The organism is Gilliamella sp. B3022, assembly GCF_028751545.1.
Taxonomy (GTDB): domain Bacteria; phylum Pseudomonadota; class Gammaproteobacteria; order Enterobacterales; family Orbaceae; genus Gilliamella.
The window spans coordinates 563,105-582,570 of the sequence record NZ_CP071867.1 but is presented as its reverse complement, the minus strand read 5'-3'; the positions used below and the strand labels follow the sequence as shown (position 1 = coordinate 582,570).

Here is a 19,466-nt window from a genome sequence, read left to right as displayed (position 1 = left end):
ATTTTTTTGTGATGCCATATTTTCAGATCGCCAACTCATTCAAGCAAAGGGTTGGCGGATGTTTTATTTACAAAATCAATAATTATTGTGTGGTGATGCAGCAAGAACTTCACGATTTCCATTGTGGCTAGGAGCACTAATGATACCTTCAACTTCCATTTGTTCCACAATTCGGGCTGCTCTATTGTAACCAATACGGAATTTTCGTTGTACACTAGATATAGACGCTCTTCGTGTTTCAACGACAAAGGCTACCACTTGGTCAAATAATGGATCAAGCTCTTCCTGAAACAGATCCGCTCCTCCGTTTTCACCATCATCGGTTGCGACGGTAACGTTTTCAATGTATTTTGGTGTACCGCGCGCTTTCCAATCTTGTACCACTGCGTGTACTTCTTCATCACGGACAAACGCCCCGTGAACACGAATTGGAATAGAACTATTCGGTGCTAAATACAGCATATCGCCCATACCGAGCAACGATTCGGCACCCATCTGATCTAAAATGGTGCGCGAATCAATTTTACTTGATACCGTAAAAGCAATACGAGTTGGAATGTTCGCTTTGATTAAACCAGTGATCACATCTACCGATGGGCGCTGGGTGGCTAACACAAGATGAATGCCTGCGGCTCTTGCTTTTTGTGCTAGTCTGGCGATTAACTCTTCCACTTTTTTGCCAACAGCCATAATAAGATCAGCAAATTCATCGACCATAACGACAATGTAAGGCAGTTTTTCCAGCGTTGGCATTTCAAGATCCATACTGTCAGTTGGTTTCCAAAGGGGATCTGGAATCGGTCTACCCATATTTTCGGCTTGCTTAATTTTGTCGTTATAACCTGCAATATTACGTACGCCTAAAGCTGCCATAAGACGATAACGGCGTTCCATTTCGTTAACACACCAATTCAGTGCATTAGCGGCATCTTTCATATCCGTAACGACTTGGGTTAATAAGTGTGGAATGCCTTCATAAATGGATAACTCAAGCATTTTTGGATCGATCATTATAAATCTTACATCTTCAGGTTTCGATTTATATAAAATGCTTAAGATCATCGCATTAACACCAACCGATTTACCTGATCCCGTTGTCCCTGCTACAAGAAGATGAGGCATTTTGGCTAAATCTGCAACTACAGATTGTCCTGCTATATCTTTACCGAGTACAACAGTGAGCGGTGATTGTGCATTTCTAAATTGAGGGCTATCAAGTACATCTCTAAAATAGACGGTTTGGCGATTTTTATTTGGTAATTCAATTCCTACATACGGTTTGCCGGGAATCACTTCTACCACACGTACAGATGGCATGGATAATGAACGGGCTAAATCACGATCTAATGTTGAAATGCGTGCAGCTTTAATGCCTGGTGCAAGTTCAATTTCAAAGCGAGTAATAACAGGTCCAGGTAAATAGTCAACGACTTTTGCTTTAACTCGATAATCAGATAAACTTTTTTCCAGAAGATTGGCCGTTGCGTTTAACGCTGAATGATCGATTTCAATTCGTGTTGTTGGTGGTGCTGTCAGTAAATTCAACGATGGTAAAGGTGTTGTTGGTTTTGGCAAAGGCTTATTGTCACGCCTTAATAGAGGGTGAATTAAACTTTCCTCTTCTTTCTCGTTCTCATTGTCATTTTTTTTCTCTTTTTCTTCTTTTACCTGCTCTACTTCAACAGTAGAATGTTGAGGTATTTCTTCTATCTCTTGTTCATCAAGATAGATATCATCAATAACAGGGTTCACTTTTTTCAAAGACTCAATATCAACATCATAGGGTTGTTGTCTTTCAACAACTTCTTCTTTGGGTTTTTCATGATCATTGTCAACCTCAATGATTGTTGAAAAATCAGTTTTTGGTGGTGTGATTTCACTGATAGGCTCAAATGGATTTATTTTAATCTCTTGGTTCAGTTCTGTTTTATGGGAATCATAGCCTACTGTGAATAAAGGTTTGCTCGGTGCATCAGAAATGGTATATTTGTTTTCTTCCAAAGCTTTCACCTCTTCAGATTTATCTGATTGTGTGTCAGGTGAGGTTTTTCGCTCATTCATATTTTTTAAGATCACTTCCATACGAGCTAAAATATCATTAGAATCAATGTTCTTTTTAGATTCATCACGAGTATCTTGATTCGATAAATCGTTTTGATCCATCGTTGTTTTTTCAAGCTCTTGCAATAATTGTTCCGCAGTTTTGATGAATGCTTCATTATCTTTATGTATGTTTGATTCTATATTTTGTTCTGCTTTATCTGTATTGATTTCATCATTGATGTTTTCTTCACTGGCTATGATTGATGTTGATGGGGCGATCTCAGTTTTTACTGTATCGCAATCAAGTGGCATAGTGAATTTTGGTTCTTGCTCTTTATCAACAATTGATGGCTCTGTGTCTGTCTGTTGGTGAGTATTGATTATCGGGTTAGTTTTACGTGATAAAATCAACTTTGAAAATGGCGTAATGAGTAACATAACCAAAGCACCTAATTTTTCCATTAAGTAAAACCAAGATAACCCAGTTAATAAAGTGATGCAGGCAAGGCTTGTAATGAGTAATACTAATGAAATAGTCAGAGTATTCATTACAGGTAAAAGACTTTCAATGACAATTGCTCCTAAATACCCTCCAGCGTTAAATTGTTCCGCATCACGAATGTTTAAGGCAAAAAAACCGGTACTACTAAAAATAAATGCTAAAATACCAATTATGCGAAATGATAAACTAAAATAATTGATAGGTGCATTGGCGTTACGATAATAATAGATCACCAGTTGTGAACTAAAGAATATCGAGATAAATGGGATAGTGAAAGCAATAAAACCTAAGAATTGGAATAAAATATCTGAAACATAGGCTCCAATAAAGCCACAATAATTGCTGATTGGATAGTGCCATGCAGTACGAGACCATCCAGGATCAGATGGATTATAAGAAAATAGGGATAAAAATAGACCAACAGATAATCCTATAATTGCCAGTAAAATGAATTGAGTGATTATCTGTTTTCTTGTTGTTTTTGACTTTTTCAAGTACATACCTAAACAATTGCAACAGTTAACATTGTTAGCATTTTATCATAAATTGCATTCTCTCACAGAGTGAATAAACCATAAAGCATCATTATTCTTACTAGTATTAATCCATCCATGATAGGTTTTTGATAAATCTTTGTCCGTTTTGTACCGTATTTTAAGTATTTTGTCTATGAACGACGAAATTAACATTAGTGTGTTTGTGAACGAATTTGGCGGGTGACTTTCCATAATTCAACCCTTTTTTAGGTAACGTATGCGTCACTTATGATTAGTCTAAAGAAACAATTTTCGCAATTTTGTATTGTTAAAGAGGGTATTTATCATACCGATTGAACTATTATCCTCAATATGACCATTGCGTAGAATACCGTTGTGAGTAACGGTAATATTTTTAATCACAATACAAGAATATGGATATTAATAGGCACTGTACAATTATTTTGAATATTGTTAAATATTGCCAAGATAAATCAAGCAATATCACTTTCGCTAGAGGGTATTAAACCTAATTAATACTCATTGATTGCAAATTCCATAACCAATAATATTCAGCGTATTGATAATATATTAATGTCCATGAAGTTGTGGATATCCATCTCCTCCTAATTGGTAGATCATGGTTATTTTATTTTGATATTTCTGATTTTTAAAAAGAGACCGACAGCAAGAAAATTGCATAAAATCATGGAACCTGTCATTAACCATTCACTAATGTTGTCTGAAACTGTTGTTACAGTTGTAAAATTTGAGACCAGTAATGATAATGATATACCAACAGCTCCCGCTACTGCGAATCGAATTGTGCCCGCAAGCGAAGAGGCTGTTCCGGCGATATGTGGGTAAAAATCTAAAATAATTGCCATGCTATTTCCGCCTATGGTTGACATACAGCCAATATATCCAGCAATAAAGATAATCAAATAGATGAAATCTAAATTAAATAGTGTCACGACCATCAGTCCAATTGCCATTACAAATTGGATAAAAAGACCTAACTGCATCATCTTAAATGAACCCACATGCTTAACTAAACGGCTGTTTAGTGTATTCATAAATACCATAACAATAATATTAAGCGCAAAGTAATAACCAAAATTTGTCGGTGCAACACCATGTAGGTTCATATAAACAAAGGGTCCTAAACTTAAAAATGAGAATAAACCTGCGCCTGCAAAGGCTCCTATCATCATATAAGCCAACACTTGCCCATGACGGAATAACGTAATGAAATTACTCAAAATACGGGTGAAACTGAATTTAGCGCGTTTTGTTTTTGATAATGTTTCTGGAATAAAAAAGATAACTAAAGCCAGTCCTAACAGTGCAGTTAAACTAATAGTGTAAAAATTAGCTTGCCAATTAAACCAATAGAGAATAAATCCACCAATGATCGGTGCAAGCAGAGGGGCGATATTGGATATTAGCATTACAAACGACATCATTTTAGAAAAGTCATCGCGATCCCGATAAATATCTTTCATTAACGCATTAATTACTATGGTTGTTGCGGCGGCAGCAACGCCATGAAAAAAGCGAGAGGTAATTAATCGATTGATATTTTCGGCAATACCACAACTTAATGCTGCAACTATGAAAATAACCAGACCCACAATTAAAACATAGCGTCGTCCGTAGCTATCAGTAATAGGACCAAATAAGAGTTGTCCAAAAGAAAATCCTAATAAATAACAACTAATGGTAAGTTGTACTGTCGCATCCGCTACGTTAAAATCTTGAGCAATGGTTGGCATGCTTGGTAGATACATATCTATGGATAATGGCATTAACATAGATAATAATCCAAGAATTAAAATCAGTTTTTTTTTGGAAATGTTGATTCCTAACTGTAAATGTTGATCTTGCACTGATTGAGTCCTGTTTCTGTTCTAACCTGTACAGTGATGAATATGTTGTCTAAAAAACGATAACCATACCTGCAATTTAGTAAAAGATGTTGAAATATTCAATATTGATTTAACCTACTAAAAATTATTTAACTTGATTAAATATCTTAATTTTAGTTAAACGAATTAATTTCATCTTGAGTGAGGGGGCGATATTCGCCCTCGGGAATATCAATCTTAATATTGCCTATTTGTTTACGGTGTAATTCAACCACATGATTGTCTACAGCTGCAAACATACGTTTAACTTGATGATATCGTCCTTCGCTAATGGTAAGCTCCGCATGGAAATCGTCAAGAATATTTAATTTGGCTGGTTTCGTTAGTGATTTCTCACTTTTTAATTGAATACCATTGTTGAAAACTTTGATGAGATCTGCACTTAATGGGCGCTCAACAGTCACCAGATAGATTTTTTCACAATGATGCTTAGGCGAAGTAATGCGATGTGACCACTGACCATCATCAGTTAATAGTACCAATCCTGTTGTATCAAGATCCAATCTACCAGCAGCATGAAGTTTTTCTGGCATAGGTTCATCAATAAAATAAAGAATCGTTGGGTGATCAGGATCATCGGTTGAGCAAACATAACCTTTAGGTTTATTTAACATAAAATAGCGGTTTTCGGTAATGGGTGTAATCTTAAAGCCATCATATTCAACAGTTTGTTTAGGTGATAATTGATGAGCACCTGATTTAATAATTGCACCGTCAACAGTGACTTTTTTTGCTTTTAATTCTTTATTAACAATCGTTCGGCTGATACCGAGATGATGAGCAAGAAACTTATCTAATCGCATAAATTATGAATTTTCCTGTATTACTTTAAAGGGGTATAAATATCAAAACGATGATTCTTCGTTTTAATTTCTGCTGTTGGTTTTTGGTTAGCTAAAAAGGGTGCATAGCTAGGGCGTTTAACCACTACACGTTTGTTGGCTAACAGCCTTGCTGGCTCAAGTAAACCGTCTGCATCTTCATCGCTGCCCACTAATTGCTGAAAAATGCGCATCTCTTTTTTGACGAGTGCACTTTTGGTTCGATGAGGGAACATAGGATCAAGATAGACCACATCGGGTTTTTGAGTGTGAGTGCCTAATCCATCTATACTTGAGTGATAAATCAAATGTAGATGTTGCTGTAACCAAGAACCAATATTTTCATCTAAATAAGCACGCTGTAGACCGTCTTGTAATAGTGCCGCAACAACAGGATGTCGTTCAAACATAGTGACATGACAACCAATGGCGGCAAGTACAAATGCGTCGCGGCCCAGTCCAGCGGTGGCATCGATAACCATTGGTAAATGCTCCCCTTTAACGCCAACAGCCTTAGCGATAGCTTCACCTCGTCCTCCACCAAATTGACGACGATGAGCCATAGCACCGGATACAAAATTGACGCATATTGAGCCTAATTTGGGTTCGTCGTTTTTTTGTAATTCGAGTTGGTTGTTTTGATTTACAAGAGTGAACGGCAGATCGGTATGTGTGGATAACCACTGCTCAGCGATTCGTTTGAGCTGAGCAGTGTCAGGATTACTTAATTCCATAGTGACGAAGCAATGCCTCAAGTTGTGGTTCGCGACCCCGGAAATTTTTGAATAATGTCATTGGTTCATCGCTGCCACCTTGTGACAAGATATTGTCAAGAAAAGCATTGCCGGTGTTAGTATTGAAGATACCTTCTTCTTCAAATCGTGAAAATGCATCAGCTGACAATACTTCTGCCCATAAATAGCTATAGTAACCAGCGGCGTAACCACCAGCAAAGATATGACTGAAAGCATGTGGAAACCGACCCCATTCAACAGTGGGCACTACAGCTACTTGTTGTCGGACTTTTTTTAGTGTTTCTAAAATATCCGGATCTTTTTGACTGTGTAAAGTAAAGTCAAATAAGCCAAACTCTAACTGGCGTAAAATAAATAATGCCGCTTGATAGTTTTTAGCATCCAACATTTTATCTAACATCTCTTTTGGTAATGGTTCACCAGTTTGATAATGTCCTGAGATAAACGAAAGTGCATCGGGCTCCCAGCACCAGTTTTCTAAAAATTGACTTGGTAATTCCACCGCATCCCAAGGTACACCATTAATACCGGCAACGCCTGGTACTTCAACTTCGGTCAACATGTGGTGTAAGCCATGCCCAAATTCATGAAATAAGGTAGTGACTTCGTTATGAGTGAATAACGCAGGTTTATTACCAATCGGTCGGTTAAAATTACACGTTAAATAAGCAACAGGTTTTTGTATATGACCGTCAGCAAAATGCATTCGACCGATGCAATCATCCATCCAGGCGCCACCACGTTTATGTTCGCGTGCATATAAATCAAGATAGAAGCTACCTTTAAGTTCTCCATCAGCAGTATAAAGATCATAGAATTTAACTTCTGGATCCCAAACCTCAACATCTTGGCGTTCTTTCGCAGTAATACCAAAGAGCCGATGTACAACTTCAAATAGACCACTAATCACGCGTTGCTCTGGAAAGTACGGGCGTAACTCTTCATCATTGATGGTGTAAAGATGCTGTTTTTGTTTTTCGCTGTAATAGGCTATATCCCATGGTTGTATATCACTGGCACCGAAAAACTCATAAGCATAACGTTTAAGTTCGGCAAGTTCTTTTTCGCCTTGTGGTTTGGCTTTAGAGGCTAGATCAGTCAGAAATTCGATTACTTGCGTGGTGGATTTTGCCATTTTTGTCGCAAGTGATTGGTCAGCATAGGTCTTAAATCCTAATAATTGTGCAAGCTCATCGCGTAACGTTAAAATTTGTTTGATGATTTGGGTATTATCCCACTTACCAGCATTTGGACCTTGGTCTGATGCACGGGTATTATAAGCTTGATAGAGTTCAAAGCGTAGTTCACGGTTATCGCAATAGGTCATTACGGGCAGATAGCTTGGAATGTCTAAGGTAAGTAACCAGCCTTCTTCACCTTTAGCTTTAGCCTGCTCTTGGGCAGCTACAAGGGCACTTTCGGGTAGCCCCGACAAGGCTTTAACATCCGTGATTAATTTAGACCAACCCATAGTTGCATCTAATACATTATTGCTATAGGTTGATGATAATTCGGATAGTTTTGCAACAATTTCACCATAACGTTTCTGTTTTTCATCGGGTAAGCCAATGCCTGATAATTCAAAATCACGTAGGGCATTATTAATAACTTTTTTCTGAGCTTTTGTCAGTTTGGCATATTGTTCACTTTCTTTAAGTTGTTTATATGCCTCATATAAAGGTTTATGTTGACCAACCCAAGTGCTGTATTGAGAGAGTAGTGGTAAACACGCTTCATAAGCTTCGCGTAATTCAGGGCTATTTTTGACCGAGTTTAAATGACTAACAGGCGACCAAGCACGACTGAATTTTTCGTCCATTTCATCAATTGGTTGGATTAAATTTTCCCAAGTATAGTGGTTGTTTTGTTTTAATACTGTTTCAATCGTATGACGGCTATTTTTTAATGTTTCTTGTATGGCTGGCAAAACATGTTCTGGCCTAATCTTTGAAAATAGGGGTAACGGTGCGTTTGTTAATAATGGGTTAGTCATGTTACGATACCTTATGTACATTGATATTTTCTATTAATAGAGAATAATATTGAGGCTAAAAAACGTTTATTCAAGGTTTAATAAGAATGATCCTTATAATCCCATTAGTTTGCGCTCACGTTGCCATTCAATAGGTGTATACGTTTTTATGGATAGCGCATGGATACGATTATCATTAATAAATTCTGCTAAAGGAGCGTAAATGGCTTGCTGTTTTTTTACTCGGCTAAGATCAGCAAATAATTTTCCAACTGCAATAACTTGAAAGTGACTTCCGTCGTCAGTCATAACATGAATATCGTCAAGTTCAAGTGAACCTTTTAATTTATTTATAATTTCTTGTTTATCCATTATTTATTCTCATCATTACTCTAAACTATAGAGTTTATTTTTGTAAAAAAGTTTCAGGTTATGGGGGTGTTTCAGTATAAAATCTAATAAATCAATCATCAATGACATGTTGTAAATCATATAAAGTGATTAATGTTTGTAATTGTGGATTTATACTTTTGAGTTTTACACAATATTTAATACAAAAATAGACTAAAGTCGCGAGTCCTGAAGAATCAACTCGGCTCAGCTCTCCTAAATCAATGTATTTAACACCATTTAATATAGAGCTTTGCGCTGACCATAAATCATTTAAAGCGTGAACATCGAGTTCACCCTGTAAATACAATACATCTTGTTGTTTATCTGTTTTGATTCGCGACATTATAAAATAGCCTTTTTATTTAGCGTTAAGATCAATATTGCGATTTGATAGATCATTGAGTTGTTTGGTTAATGCTTCAATCCCTTTTTGGCGCAAAATAGTTGCCCATTCGTTTTGTTTAGTGGTAACCATGCTTACCCCTTCAGCGGTTAGGTCATAAGCTTTCCATTCACCAGTAACAGTATTTTTTCGCCATTGGAAATCAATACGGATAGGTTGTTGATTTTTATCTGGTTGATTTAATAATATCCGGATTGAAACAAGTGATTTGCCATCTAAATTTTTTGATTTTTCAACTTGATAACTCTGACCATTGTACATTGATAGCGCTTGAGCAAATGCTTGTATTAAATAGTTTTCAAACGCGTTGAAGTAAGCTGTACGTTGTGCTTCAGTCGCAGATTTATAAGCACTACCTAAGATTAATGCCCCTGCATATTTAACTTGTACGTAAGGAAGTAAATCCCTTCTGACCATATCTTTAAGTTTGTTCGGATCAGATTTAATTGTTGATGATTCCGCTTTCATCGTACTAAAAATTTTGTCTGCTGCAACTTGCATATCTTGATATGGATCGTTTGCAAATGCCGTAGCGCTTATCATTAAAGTCAGTACTAAAAAAAAGGTTTGTTTAAATTTGGTTAACATAGTTACTCCTTATTGTCATTAGTATCTTGTTTTTTATCTTTATCTGATGATCCACCGGCACTATATAAAAATTGTCCAATTAAATCTTCAATGACTACTGCTGGCTTTGTGTTATAGATAATAGAGCCATCTTCAAGATAAGGATTGATATCTTCTTTATTATGACTGTCCTTACTTGGTAAAGATGTCGGTGCATCTAAAGCATCAACATCGTATTCTATGCTTTGATCTAATCCAAAGTTAATATCGATAAATTGTTCACCTAATAGACCTGATGTTTTAATTGAAAGTGCACTTAATTTTGGAATTTTATTATATTGGGTGTCTAAATCCATGGTTACCCAAGGTTTATAGTCTTCATTGTTCGTAGCTTTTAAACTTATATTACTGACACGGCCAATAACAACACCACCAATTTTAATTGGTGAGCGTACTTTTAAACCACCAATATTATCAAATTGCGCATAAACTCTATACGAATTATGACTGATAAACGATGTTGGGTCAGTTACTCTAAAGCATAAGAATAGTACTGAGACAATAACCAGCACCATAAATAATCCCACTGTAATTTCTACTTTACGACTCATGTTAAATGACCTCAATTACTAAACATTAATGCGGTTAAAATAAAATCTAACCCCAAAATAACCAATGATGAATAAACAACTGTATTAGTTGTTGCCCGACTAATTCCTTCCGATGTTGGTACACAATCGTATCCATTAAAAAGTGCAATCCAAGTGCTCGCAATAGCAAATGCGAAACTTTTAATAAAACAGTTACCTAAATCATGCCACCAATCGACATTACTTTGTATGGATGACCAAAAGAATCCTGCGTCAATCCCTTTCCAATCAACACCAACTAATACGCCACCTATGATGCCGACCGCAACAAAAATCGCTGTTAAAAAAGGCATGCTGAAAAATCCTGCCCAGAACCGTGGAGCGATAATTCGGCGTAACGGATCGATTGCCATCATTTCCATACTCGATAATTGCTCGGTTGCTTTCATAAGACCAATTTCAGCTGTTAAAGCAGAACCTGCACGACCGGCAAAAAGCAGTCCCGCAACAACAGGTCCTAGCTCTCGTAATAATGCCAATGCAACCAACATCCCTAAACTGGCTTCAGCACCAAATGTTGTTAAAATAAAGTAACCTTGTAACGCTAGTACCATGCCGATAAACAGACCTGACACGATAATAATGGATAGTGATTGAACACCAACAAAATAGAATTGTTTGATCAGTAATGGGAATTGTTTTTTAAATTGAGGCTGACCAATCAATGCACCAAATAGCATCATTCCTGATCGGCCAATTAGGGCGATCACATTAATCAACCATTGCCCAATTTTCTCGAGTAAATTCAACATTATTTTATCCCTCTACATAGGTCCGATTTGTAATCATTAGCAGGATAATGAAAAGGCACAGGTCCATCAGCAAGTCCTTCCAAGAATTGTTTGACTCGTAAATCGTTATTGTCACGTAGTTGCTCTGAGGTACCTCCAGCGATAATATGCTGTTCTGCTACAATGTAGGCGTAATCGGCTATACTCAATACTTCATTTACATCATGACTGACCACAATGCATGTTAAGCCTAAGGATTGGTTGATTTCAGAAATAAGCTTAACTATTACACCCATTGAAATGGGATCTTGCCCAGCAAAAGGTTCATCAAACATGATTAAATCTGGATCAAGTGCAATCGCTCTAGCTAATGCAGCTCGCCTAGCCATCCCTCCAGATAATTCTGATGGCATCATGTTTGCCGCACCACGAAGTCCTACGGATTGTAACTTCATTAATACCAAATTATGTAATACTGGCTCAGGTAATCTAAGATGTTCACGCAGTGGATAAGCAACATTATCAAATACTGATAGGTCAGTAAATAATGCGCCTGATTGAAATAGCATGCTCATGCGTTTGCGTACTTCATATAGCCTTGCGCGGGACATGGTGGGTATGTCTTCACCATCAAATAAAATCTGTCCTGTTTGTGGTTTTAATTGTCCACCAATCAGTCTTAATAGTGTAGTTTTACCAATTCCAGAAGGTCCCATAATAGCGGTTATTTTACCTTTTGGAACGGTCAAACTCATATTTTTATAAATAGGTCGCGTTCCACGATAAAAAGACATATCGTGTATTTCAACCAAATTTTGCTGTAATGCATCAGTCACAATGATTTCCTACACTACCAGAATTAAAATTTCGCCTATTTTACTTGATATTTATAAATAATGAAATCTATTAAACACATTATCAGTGAGTCTGTTTTTACTGTTTTAGCGATATTATAACTTGATTATTCAGATATTTTATTCTCAAACGTATAGTTAATCTGAAACTTTTTTACACTCATTATTTTTTATTAATATGCAATAAAATAGAATTTGAACTCATGTAATGGAATTAATGCAATCAACAAGAGTAATTTACTCTATATATCAACGCGTAATTGAGCTATTCATGGCGTGCCTTACGGGCTAAGTAGTTACCCGTACTTTGGACAAATTGAATGACAATAACCAAAATAAAGACGCAAATATAAGTCACTGTGGTGTCAAAACGTTGATAACCATATGAAACCGCTAAATCGCCGATACCCCCAGCACCAATAGCACCTGCCATAGCGGTAGCTCCAATTAATCCAATTGTGGCGGTTGTAAGCGTTAAAAGTAATGAGCTAAAAGCTTCAGGTAACATAAAGTGCCAAATTATTTGGATAGGTGTTGCGCCCATGGCTTGGGCTGCTTCAATAATACCGCTTTTTACATCTAATAACGAATTTTCCACTAATCGAGCTATGTAAGGGGCGACATAAAAAGTCAGTGGGACAATTGCAGCTGTGGTGCCAATTGAGCTACCGACAATAAACTTTGTTAAAGGCAAAATTGCCACAAGCAAAATGATAAATGGCAAGGAACGGACTAAATTTATCATTGGGTTGATAACCCGGTATACCCGTCTGTTTTCAAGCAGACCTGAAGGACGAGTTGTGACTAAACAGATACCTAGCGGAATGCCAATTAATGAGCCCAATATTAAAGAACACACGACCATAATCAATGTTTCGTAAGAGGCTTGTACAAACTGATCAGAAGTGACCGTTGTGGCAAAAGTCGTGCTTAAATAACTCAATATATTATTTAATATTTGCATTTAGTTGATCTCCCATTGTTTTATTTCGGTCACTTGAACATCACGTTCACGTAGATAGTGTACCGCTTCTTTAATGTGGTTATCATCTCCTTTTAATTGAACAAACATACTGCCTAAAACCGTTTTTTCGATTTCTGACATATGGGCAAATAAAATATTCACGATGACTTTTTGTTGTAATATGAGTGAGTTAATGACGGGTTCAGAGGCTGAACGTCCTAAAAACTCCAATTTGAATAATTTGATATTATTTTTGTTTTCCTCAATCTTTAATAGATTTTCAATTACCCCACTTGGGATTTGATCGTTTATCACAGAGCTGACAAAATTTTGGGTGGTATGGTGTTTCGGATAGCCAAATACATCAAGCACATTACCATGCTCAATAATTCTGCCTTTTTCCATTACGGCAACTTTGTGACAAATTCGTTCAATCACACTCATCTCATGAGTGATTAATACGACGGTTATTTTATATTTTTCATTGATTTTTCTTATTAAATCTAAAATGGCTTGGGTGGTTTGTGGATCAAGCGCAGATGTGGCTTCGTCGCACAACAGTATATCAGGATCGTTAGCTAAAGCTCGCGCTATACCTATGCGTTGTTTTTGTCCACCTGATAGCTCTTTAGGATGACTATTAGCTTTATCACTTAATCCCACAAATTCTAAAAGTTCCCTCACTTTTCGTTTAATCGTTTGTTTATCTTTTTTGATTAGAACTAACGGAATGGCGACATTTTCAAATACAGTTTTCGACTCGAGTAAATTAAAATGTTGAAAGATCATACCGATTTTTCGACGAACTAGGCGTAAATCTTTACTAGATAATTGGTTGAGTGATTGATTTTGAATAAAGACATTGCCTTGAGTGGGCCTTTCAAGAAAATTAATTAAACGAACAAGTGTACTTTTTCCTGCCCCGCTATAACCAATAATGCCATAAATATCACCCTTTGCTATGGTTAGGTTGATATTATTTAATGCTTGGGTAGTAATGCCATTACGCTCGTATTGTTTTGATACACATTCAAATTTAATCATGGTTTACCGCCGGCTTTTTATTTTGTGCTAATTGGATGAGTGCTTGTTGGGCAAGTTCAGATAAATATTTAACCGCAGGCATTATCATATCTCGATTAATTTGAAATTTAGGATGATGCACAGCATAAGAACTTTGTGAACCAAGGTTAATAAAAGCGCCTGGAACATGATGTAAGTAATGAGCAAAATCTTCGCCACCTAATTGAGGTTTAAAATCAACAATTTCATAATTTTGCTGCTGAGCCACTTGTTTGGCAAATTCCACCCATTTGGCATCATTGATAATTGAAGGTGGGCCATCAAACCAGCGCAGCTCAGCTTGTGCGCCTAGGGCAGAAGCAATATTTTCAGTAATAATTGTTAACTGCTGTTTAACTCTAGCTCTAATTTTAGGGGTGAGCGTTCTAACCGTTCCTTCCATTTCTACTGTTTCGGGAATTACATTCCAGGTATTTCCACCCTGAAATTTGGTTATACTTACAATAACTGCATCTAATCCGCTGATACTGCGACTCGATATGGTTTGAATGGCATTCACTATTTGAGCACCAACAACAATAGGATCAACACCGGTTTCTGGTCTTGCTGCATGTGCGCCCACACCTTTAACAGTAATTTCAATACGGTCGACGTTAGCAGAAAACGGTCCGGCACAGGATGCCATCTGATTTATGGATAAATTGGGATTATTATGTTGCCCTACTATTGCATCAACACCATTTAATGCGCCGATTTCAATAAAATGTAACGCACCACTAAAGTTTTCTTCAGCAGGCTGAAACAGTAGACGAATTGTTCCTTTTAAATCGTTTTCATGTGCTTTTAGTAAATAAGCTGCTCCCATTAAAATAGAGGCATGTACATCGTGACCACAGGCATGCATCACATCTGGATTTCTTGAGCGGTAGTCACAAGTAGTTTGTTCTTTGATAGGCAATGCATCAATATCAGCACGTAATGCTAGCACTGGTGAACCTGAGCCAATTTCTGCTATCACTCCCGTTTTAGCTCCTAATTCTAAAATGCGGATATTGGCTTTTTGTAAATAAGATTTTAATCGTTTTGTGGTTTCAAATTCCTGATTAGAAAGTTCAGGATTTTGGTGTAATTCGACAAAAAGCTGATGAATAGTATTTGCGATAGTTTGACTCATAATTTATCCAACGATTAATGATGATTGATGGCATTAACGGTAACATAGGCTTATTTATCTCTCTAATAATCGTTTTTTATATCTTATTCCAAAAAGTTATAAGATAGAATTACTTGGAATAAATGAACTATTTTTTATATGATAGAGTGTATCAAGTGTTTATAGCTTATCAAGGGTAACTCACATGAAAAAATGTTTAATCAAACAAAAATTGTTTAAATACCTATCACTTGTTTTCATCATATGTTCAGCATTTTTTATAAATGCTTGTAATGACTCATCCAAGCAAACCGATAATCAAACGAAAAAAGAGATCAGTATGGGGGTATCGCCCGGTCCCTATAATGATCTGTTTAAAGATGCCGTTAAGCCAATATTGGAATCAGAAGGTTATAAGGTTAAATTGATCAATTTCCCACATTTGCTTGAATCGGATGTAGCTTTAAGCGAAGGAAGTATTGATTTAACCGTCGCTCAGCATACTGCTTATATGGATGTTTTTAATAGTCAACGCAAAGCAAATTTAAAGCCTGTGGTTCATGTTCCATCTGTACCAGCTGCCATATTTTCGAATAAATATACCTCATTAGATCAAGTGTTTGCGGGCGCTAAAGTTGCGATCCCACAAGATGCATCAAATGCTGCCCGTTCTTATAACTTATTAGAAAAAACAGGTTGGATTAAGTTGAAAGACAATGCAGATCCGATCATCGTTAGCAAAAATGATATCGCTCAAAATATTGCCGGGATTGAGATTATTGAAATGGATTCAGCGAACATACCCCGTGTAATGAATGAGGTTGATTTTGCGGTAATACCAGGAAGTATCGTTTATTCAGCTAACATTGACTCAAGTAAAGCGTTACTTTTAGAAACCATTATTCCTGATTTAGAAATTATGGTTGTTGTAAACGGTGGCAATGAAAATAGTCAGTGGGCTCAAGATATTAAGCGTATTTATCAATCCCAACAATTCAAAGATTATATGAAAGCACATAATCAAAATGGTTATTGGGTAATGCCTAAGGAATAAATCAAAATACAAATTAATGCATAGTAGTATAGAGGAAACTAGTCGCCTAAAGCCGGTTTAGTCACGGGCTTTTTAATATCTTATCATCTGATTATCTATAACTGATGCCCAAGCATCAATTCCACCTGTGAGATTATATAGGTTTTGGGCATCAAAGCCATTTTCGACTAAATAATTCGCAACATTTAAACTTCTTACACCACGGTGGCAATAAATAACGATATCGATACCATCTGGAATTTTATCTAAATATAATGGAATAAGATTCATTGGAATGTGTGTTGACCCATTAATGCTGCATATGTCGACTTCATTAGGTTCACGAACATCAAGTAAGAATAATTCTTCAGATGCCTCTATTTTCTGTGCTAGTTCCACAGGTGTAATTGATTTTATGGTCGTTGTCATTTAAAAACTCATTATCATGTTTGTCAAAAAGTTTGAGGTTACCTATACGTTTTAGTAAAAAATATCAACTAACACCGTTATATTATCCTACAATGATTATGTAGGATGATATTTTTCTTGATTATGCCGTTAAGGCTTTACTGATTTTTTCATATAAATCTTTAGAAAGATTATCAAGTTTTAGTAATGTTTCAAGCGCTGTTCGCATCTGTTGTTGTCGTTTTTCGTCATAACGTTTTAATCGAATCAGTGGATCAATTAATCTAGCAGCAACTTGTGGGTTTTTTTGGTTTAACTCAGTTAAAATCTCAACTAAGAAATGATACCCACTGCCGTCTTGTGCATGAAAAGCAACAAGGTTATTATTCACAAAAGCACCAATTAATGCACGGATCCGATTTGGGTTACTCATTGAAAATGAACGGTGAGTTAATAATTTCTTCACAGTTGATAGCACCTCGGTATCAGGACTTGTTGCATTGAGGGATAACCATTTGTCCATTACCAAACCATCTTGATGCCATTTTTCATCAAAATCAGTTAACAATTCATTGGAGCAATCGAGTTGCGTTTTAACTGCTACAGTTAAAGCCGCTAAGCAATCAGTCATGTTATTTGCTTGATAGTATTGCTGACTTACTAATGTGTTTGCATGGGATTTATTATCAGCATAGGCTAATAAAGTTAAACAGCAGTTTTTAAGAGATCGCTTAGCAATATCTATATGTTCAATATGATAGTCAACAGCTTTATTATTAAAATAAACCGCATTGAGTTCGTCGTTCAGTTCGTTGGCAAAACGGCTTAATAAAAATTGACGAACTTGATAAATAGCGGCTGGATCGATGACCTTAAATAAATTGGCTAATTCGTTTTCAGACGGTAAAGTTAAAATTTGTGCAATTAGAGCTGGATCAGTTGTTTCTGATAATAATACTGCCCTAAAGGCATCTAATACGGATTCTGGTAATGTTAATTCACGATTTTCTTGGTAATTTACGACATTTAAACGAACATATTTTGCCAATAACATTTGGGATGCATCATAACGGCTAAAAGCATTAGTAGCATGTTGCATCAAGAAAATCAGATCATCGTCTAGATAATCATAAGTCAATTTAACTGGCGCTGAAAAATCTCGTAGTAGTGAAATAATTGGTTTTTCATTAATATGGTCAAAAATAAATTGCTGTTTAGGCTGCGTCAGATTTAACACATGGTGAATGGGTTTTCCTTGATATTGTAGTGTCATCACTTGGCCATTATGTTGATATAATTCAATATCTAGTGGAATATGCAGCGCTTGTTTTTCTGCTTGATCTTGAGTTGCAGGGGTATGTTGTTCAACAGTTAAAGTATACTGCTGATTTTTGGGGTCATAACTGTCAGTAACCATTAATTCAGGTGTTCCTGATTGGCTATACCATAATTTAAATTGAGTTAAGTCGATTCCCGATGCATCTTGCATAGCAGCTACAAAATCATCACATGTTGCTGCACTACCGTCATGACGCTCAAAATAGAGCTTCATACCAGCTTGAAATTTGTCTTCTCCTAATAAGGTATGCATCATACGGATAACTTCAGCACCTTTTTCATATACGGTTACTGTGTAAAAATTATTCATCTCAATGACTTGGTCAGGTCGAATAGGGTGTGACATCGGACTTGCATCTTCAGCAAACTGTACTGTGCGCATTAATTTTACATCATCAATCCGCTTAACGGCTCTTGAACCCATATCAGCACTAAATTCTTGATCGCGAAATACCGTTAATCCTTCCTTTAAGCTAAGTTGGAACCAATCTCGACAAGTGACGCGATTACCGGTCCAATTATGAAAATATTCGTGACCAACGACACCTTCTATTCCTAAATAGTCCGTATCGGTTGCAGTTTCTGGTTTGGCTAATATATATTTGGAATTAAAGATATTCAGACCTTTATTTTCCATTGCTCCCATATTGAAAAAATCAACGGCGACAATCATAAAAATATCCAAATCGTATTCTAATCCAAAACGTGTTTCATCCCAGCGCATAGAATTTTTTAAGCTGGCCATAGCCCAATGTGAACGGTCTAAATTACCTTTATCGACATAAATTTCTAAATCAACTTTACGATTAGATTGAGTGGTAAATTGATCTCTTAAGATGTCGAAATCACCTGCAACTAAAGCAAATAGGTAGGCTGGTTTAGGAAAAGGGTCTTGCCATTGAACCCAGTGACGTCCATCAGCAAGTTCACCTTGTGCAATACGGTTACCATTAGAAAGTAGGTAAGGGTAGTTTTGTTTATTGGCGGTAATTCGAGTTGAAAATCGAGCAAGGACATCAGGTCGATCAAGATAATAGGTAATATGTCTAAATCCCTCAGCTTCACATTGAGTACATAGCGCTTCACCCGAAACATATAGTCCTTCTAATCCCGTATTATCAATTGGTTTAATGTCGTTAACTATGGTGAGTATAAATTCACTTGGAACGTTTTGAATGATTAACCCTGTTTTAGTAATTTGATAGTCTTGCCATGGTTGTTCGTTAATATTGATCGAAATGAGCTTAAGGTCTTCGCCATCTAAAATGAGATCTTTTGCTTGCTTGTTTTTTTTCACAACACGACTGCGAGCTATGACTGTCGTGATGTCAGCTGCTAAATCAAAATCAAGATCGATGTCAGTAATAGTAAAATCTGGTGCTTTATAATCAAGACGATATTTGGCAATGGGTTGTAATTCCGCTGTTTTGGTATTCATTTTGTCATGACCTT

General features: G+C 36.5%; 17 protein-coding genes. 1 reads left to right on the top strand and 16 read right to left on the bottom strand.

Annotated features, from left to right (window positions below; genetic code table 11):
- Positions 1–75: 75 nt before the first annotated feature.
- The 14 genes from J4T76_RS11815 to J4T76_RS02490 all read right to left on the bottom strand — a co-directional run bounded on the left by J4T76_RS11815 (position 76) and on the right by J4T76_RS02490 (position 15,256).
- Positions 76–3,039, bottom strand: coding sequence for a DNA translocase FtsK 4TM domain-containing protein (locus tag J4T76_RS11815; RefSeq protein WP_416380593.1), 2,964 nt, complete (start codon positions 3,037–3,039; stop codon positions 76–78).
- A 626-nt stretch (positions 3,040–3,665) separates the two neighbouring features.
- Positions 3,666–4,835 (bottom strand): Bcr/CflA family multidrug efflux MFS transporter, encoded by a 1,170-nt coding sequence (locus tag J4T76_RS02550; protein WP_443135236.1) that lies wholly within the window; start codon positions 4,833–4,835, stop codon positions 3,666–3,668.
- Positions 4,836–5,062: 227 nt separating this feature from the next.
- A complete protein-coding gene (rsuA, locus tag J4T76_RS02545; protein WP_267339559.1) occupies positions 5,063–5,752 on the bottom strand; it encodes a 16S rRNA pseudouridine(516) synthase RsuA in 690 nt (229 codons plus the stop codon).
- A 20-nt stretch (positions 5,753–5,772) separates the two neighbouring features.
- Positions 5,773–6,504 (bottom strand): class I SAM-dependent methyltransferase, encoded by a 732-nt coding sequence (locus J4T76_RS02540; protein WP_267345182.1) that lies wholly within the window; start codon positions 6,502–6,504, stop codon positions 5,773–5,775.
- A complete protein-coding gene (prlC, locus tag J4T76_RS02535) occupies positions 6,491–8,518 on the bottom strand; it encodes an oligopeptidase A (RefSeq protein ID WP_267339557.1) in 2,028 nt (675 codons plus the stop codon). Before prlC ends, J4T76_RS02540 begins: the two co-directional genes overlap by 14 nt.
- A 93-nt stretch (positions 8,519–8,611) precedes the next feature.
- On the bottom strand, positions 8,612–8,869 hold the full coding sequence (locus tag J4T76_RS02530) for a BolA family protein (RefSeq protein WP_267339556.1): 258 nt from the start codon (positions 8,867–8,869) through the stop codon (positions 8,612–8,614).
- A 91-nt stretch (positions 8,870–8,960) separates the two neighbouring features.
- Positions 8,961–9,233, bottom strand: a complete 273-nt coding sequence (locus J4T76_RS02525) for an STAS domain-containing protein (protein WP_267339555.1) — start codon at positions 9,231–9,233, stop codon at positions 8,961–8,963.
- A 15-nt stretch (positions 9,234–9,248) separates the two neighbouring features.
- Positions 9,249–9,881, bottom strand: a complete 633-nt coding sequence (gene mlaC, locus J4T76_RS02520) for a phospholipid-binding protein MlaC (protein ID WP_267339554.1) — start codon at positions 9,879–9,881, stop codon at positions 9,249–9,251.
- 2 nt (positions 9,882–9,883) lie between these two features.
- Entirely contained in the window at positions 9,884–10,471 is a 588-nt protein-coding gene (gene mlaD, locus J4T76_RS02515) for an outer membrane lipid asymmetry maintenance protein MlaD (protein WP_267339553.1), read from the bottom strand.
- An 11-nt stretch (positions 10,472–10,482) separates the two neighbouring features.
- Positions 10,483–11,262: a lipid asymmetry maintenance ABC transporter permease subunit MlaE gene (gene mlaE, locus J4T76_RS02510; protein ID WP_267339552.1), complete on the bottom strand. Its 780-nt coding sequence runs from the start codon at positions 11,260–11,262 to the stop codon at positions 10,483–10,485.
- A complete protein-coding gene (gene mlaF, locus J4T76_RS02505; protein ID WP_443135235.1) occupies positions 11,262–12,035 on the bottom strand; it encodes a phospholipid ABC transporter ATP-binding protein MlaF in 774 nt (257 codons plus the stop codon). Before mlaF ends, mlaE begins: the two co-directional genes overlap by 1 nt.
- 325 nt (positions 12,036–12,360) lie before the next feature.
- The gene (locus J4T76_RS02500; RefSeq protein WP_267339550.1) at positions 12,361–13,059 is read right to left on the bottom strand and encodes a methionine ABC transporter permease; all 699 of its coding nucleotides are present in this window, start codon (positions 13,057–13,059) and stop codon (positions 12,361–12,363) included.
- Positions 13,060–14,103, bottom strand: coding sequence for a methionine ABC transporter ATP-binding protein (locus J4T76_RS02495; protein ID WP_267345186.1), 1,044 nt, complete (start codon positions 14,101–14,103; stop codon positions 13,060–13,062). It lies immediately after the preceding gene.
- Entirely contained in the window at positions 14,096–15,256 is a 1,161-nt protein-coding gene (locus J4T76_RS02490; RefSeq protein ID WP_267339548.1) for an amidohydrolase, read from the bottom strand. The genes J4T76_RS02495 and J4T76_RS02490 overlap by 8 nt, the downstream gene beginning before the upstream one ends.
- Before the next feature lie 184 nt (positions 15,257–15,440).
- Between J4T76_RS02490 and J4T76_RS02485 the strand changes: the two genes are divergently transcribed.
- Complete coding sequence (locus J4T76_RS02485) at positions 15,441–16,289, top strand: MetQ/NlpA family ABC transporter substrate-binding protein (protein ID WP_267355751.1); 849 nt, start codon at positions 15,441–15,443, stop codon at positions 16,287–16,289.
- A 72-nt stretch (positions 16,290–16,361) separates the two neighbouring features.
- On the opposite strand, the gene J4T76_RS02480 is transcribed toward J4T76_RS02485, so the two are convergent.
- Together J4T76_RS02480 and pepN are read right to left on the bottom strand one after the other, a co-directional pair.
- Positions 16,362–16,697, bottom strand: a complete 336-nt coding sequence (locus J4T76_RS02480) for a rhodanese-like domain-containing protein (protein WP_267339546.1) — start codon at positions 16,695–16,697, stop codon at positions 16,362–16,364.
- A gap of 121 nt (positions 16,698–16,818) precedes the next feature.
- Complete coding sequence (gene pepN / locus J4T76_RS02475; protein ID WP_267339545.1) at positions 16,819–19,452, bottom strand: aminopeptidase N; 2,634 nt, start codon at positions 19,450–19,452, stop codon at positions 16,819–16,821.
- Positions 19,453–19,466: the final 14 nt, after the last annotated feature.

Excerpts from the sequence above, each read along its gene's own strand:
- mlaE (WP_267339552.1), bottom strand. The coding sequence starts at position 11,262 with ATGTTGAATTTACTCGAGAAAATTGGGCAATGGTTGATTAATGTGATC.
- J4T76_RS02525 (WP_267339555.1), bottom strand. The coding sequence starts at position 9,233 with ATGTCGCGAATCAAAACAGATAAACAACAAGATGTATTGTATTTACAG.
- mlaC (WP_267339554.1), bottom strand. The coding sequence starts at position 9,881 with ATGTTAACCAAATTTAAACAAACCTTTTTTTTAGTACTGACTTTAATG.
- J4T76_RS02480 (WP_267339546.1), bottom strand. The coding sequence starts at position 16,697 with ATGACAACGACCATAAAATCAATTACACCTGTGGAACTAGCACAGAAA.
- J4T76_RS02490 (WP_267339548.1), bottom strand. The coding sequence starts at position 15,256 with ATGAGTCAAACTATCGCAAATACTATTCATCAGCTTTTTGTCGAATTA.
- J4T76_RS02500 (WP_267339550.1), bottom strand. The coding sequence starts at position 13,059 with ATGCAAATATTAAATAATATATTGAGTTATTTAAGCACGACTTTTGCC.
- J4T76_RS02485 (WP_267355751.1), top strand. The coding sequence starts at position 15,441 with ATGAAAAAATGTTTAATCAAACAAAAATTGTTTAAATACCTATCACTT.
- pepN (WP_267339545.1), bottom strand. The coding sequence starts at position 19,452 with ATGAATACCAAAACAGCGGAATTACAACCCATTGCCAAATATCGTCTT.
- prlC (WP_267339557.1), bottom strand. The coding sequence starts at position 8,518 with ATGACTAACCCATTATTAACAAACGCACCGTTACCCCTATTTTCAAAG.
- rsuA (WP_267339559.1), bottom strand. The coding sequence starts at position 5,752 with ATGCGATTAGATAAGTTTCTTGCTCATCATCTCGGTATCAGCCGAACG.
- J4T76_RS02540 (WP_267345182.1), bottom strand. The coding sequence starts at position 6,504 with ATGGAATTAAGTAATCCTGACACTGCTCAGCTCAAACGAATCGCTGAG.
- mlaF (WP_443135235.1), bottom strand. The coding sequence starts at position 12,035 with ATGTCTTTTTATCGTGGAACGCGACCTATTTATAAAAATATGAGTTTG.
- mlaD (WP_267339553.1), bottom strand. The coding sequence starts at position 10,471 with ATGAGTCGTAAAGTAGAAATTACAGTGGGATTATTTATGGTGCTGGTT.
- J4T76_RS02530 (WP_267339556.1), bottom strand. The coding sequence starts at position 8,869 with ATGGATAAACAAGAAATTATAAATAAATTAAAAGGTTCACTTGAACTT.
- J4T76_RS02550 (WP_443135236.1), bottom strand. The coding sequence starts at position 4,835 with ATGTTAATGCCATTATCCATAGATATGTATCTACCAAGCATGCCAACC.
- J4T76_RS02495 (WP_267345186.1), bottom strand. The coding sequence starts at position 14,103 with ATGATTAAATTTGAATGTGTATCAAAACAATACGAGCGTAATGGCATT.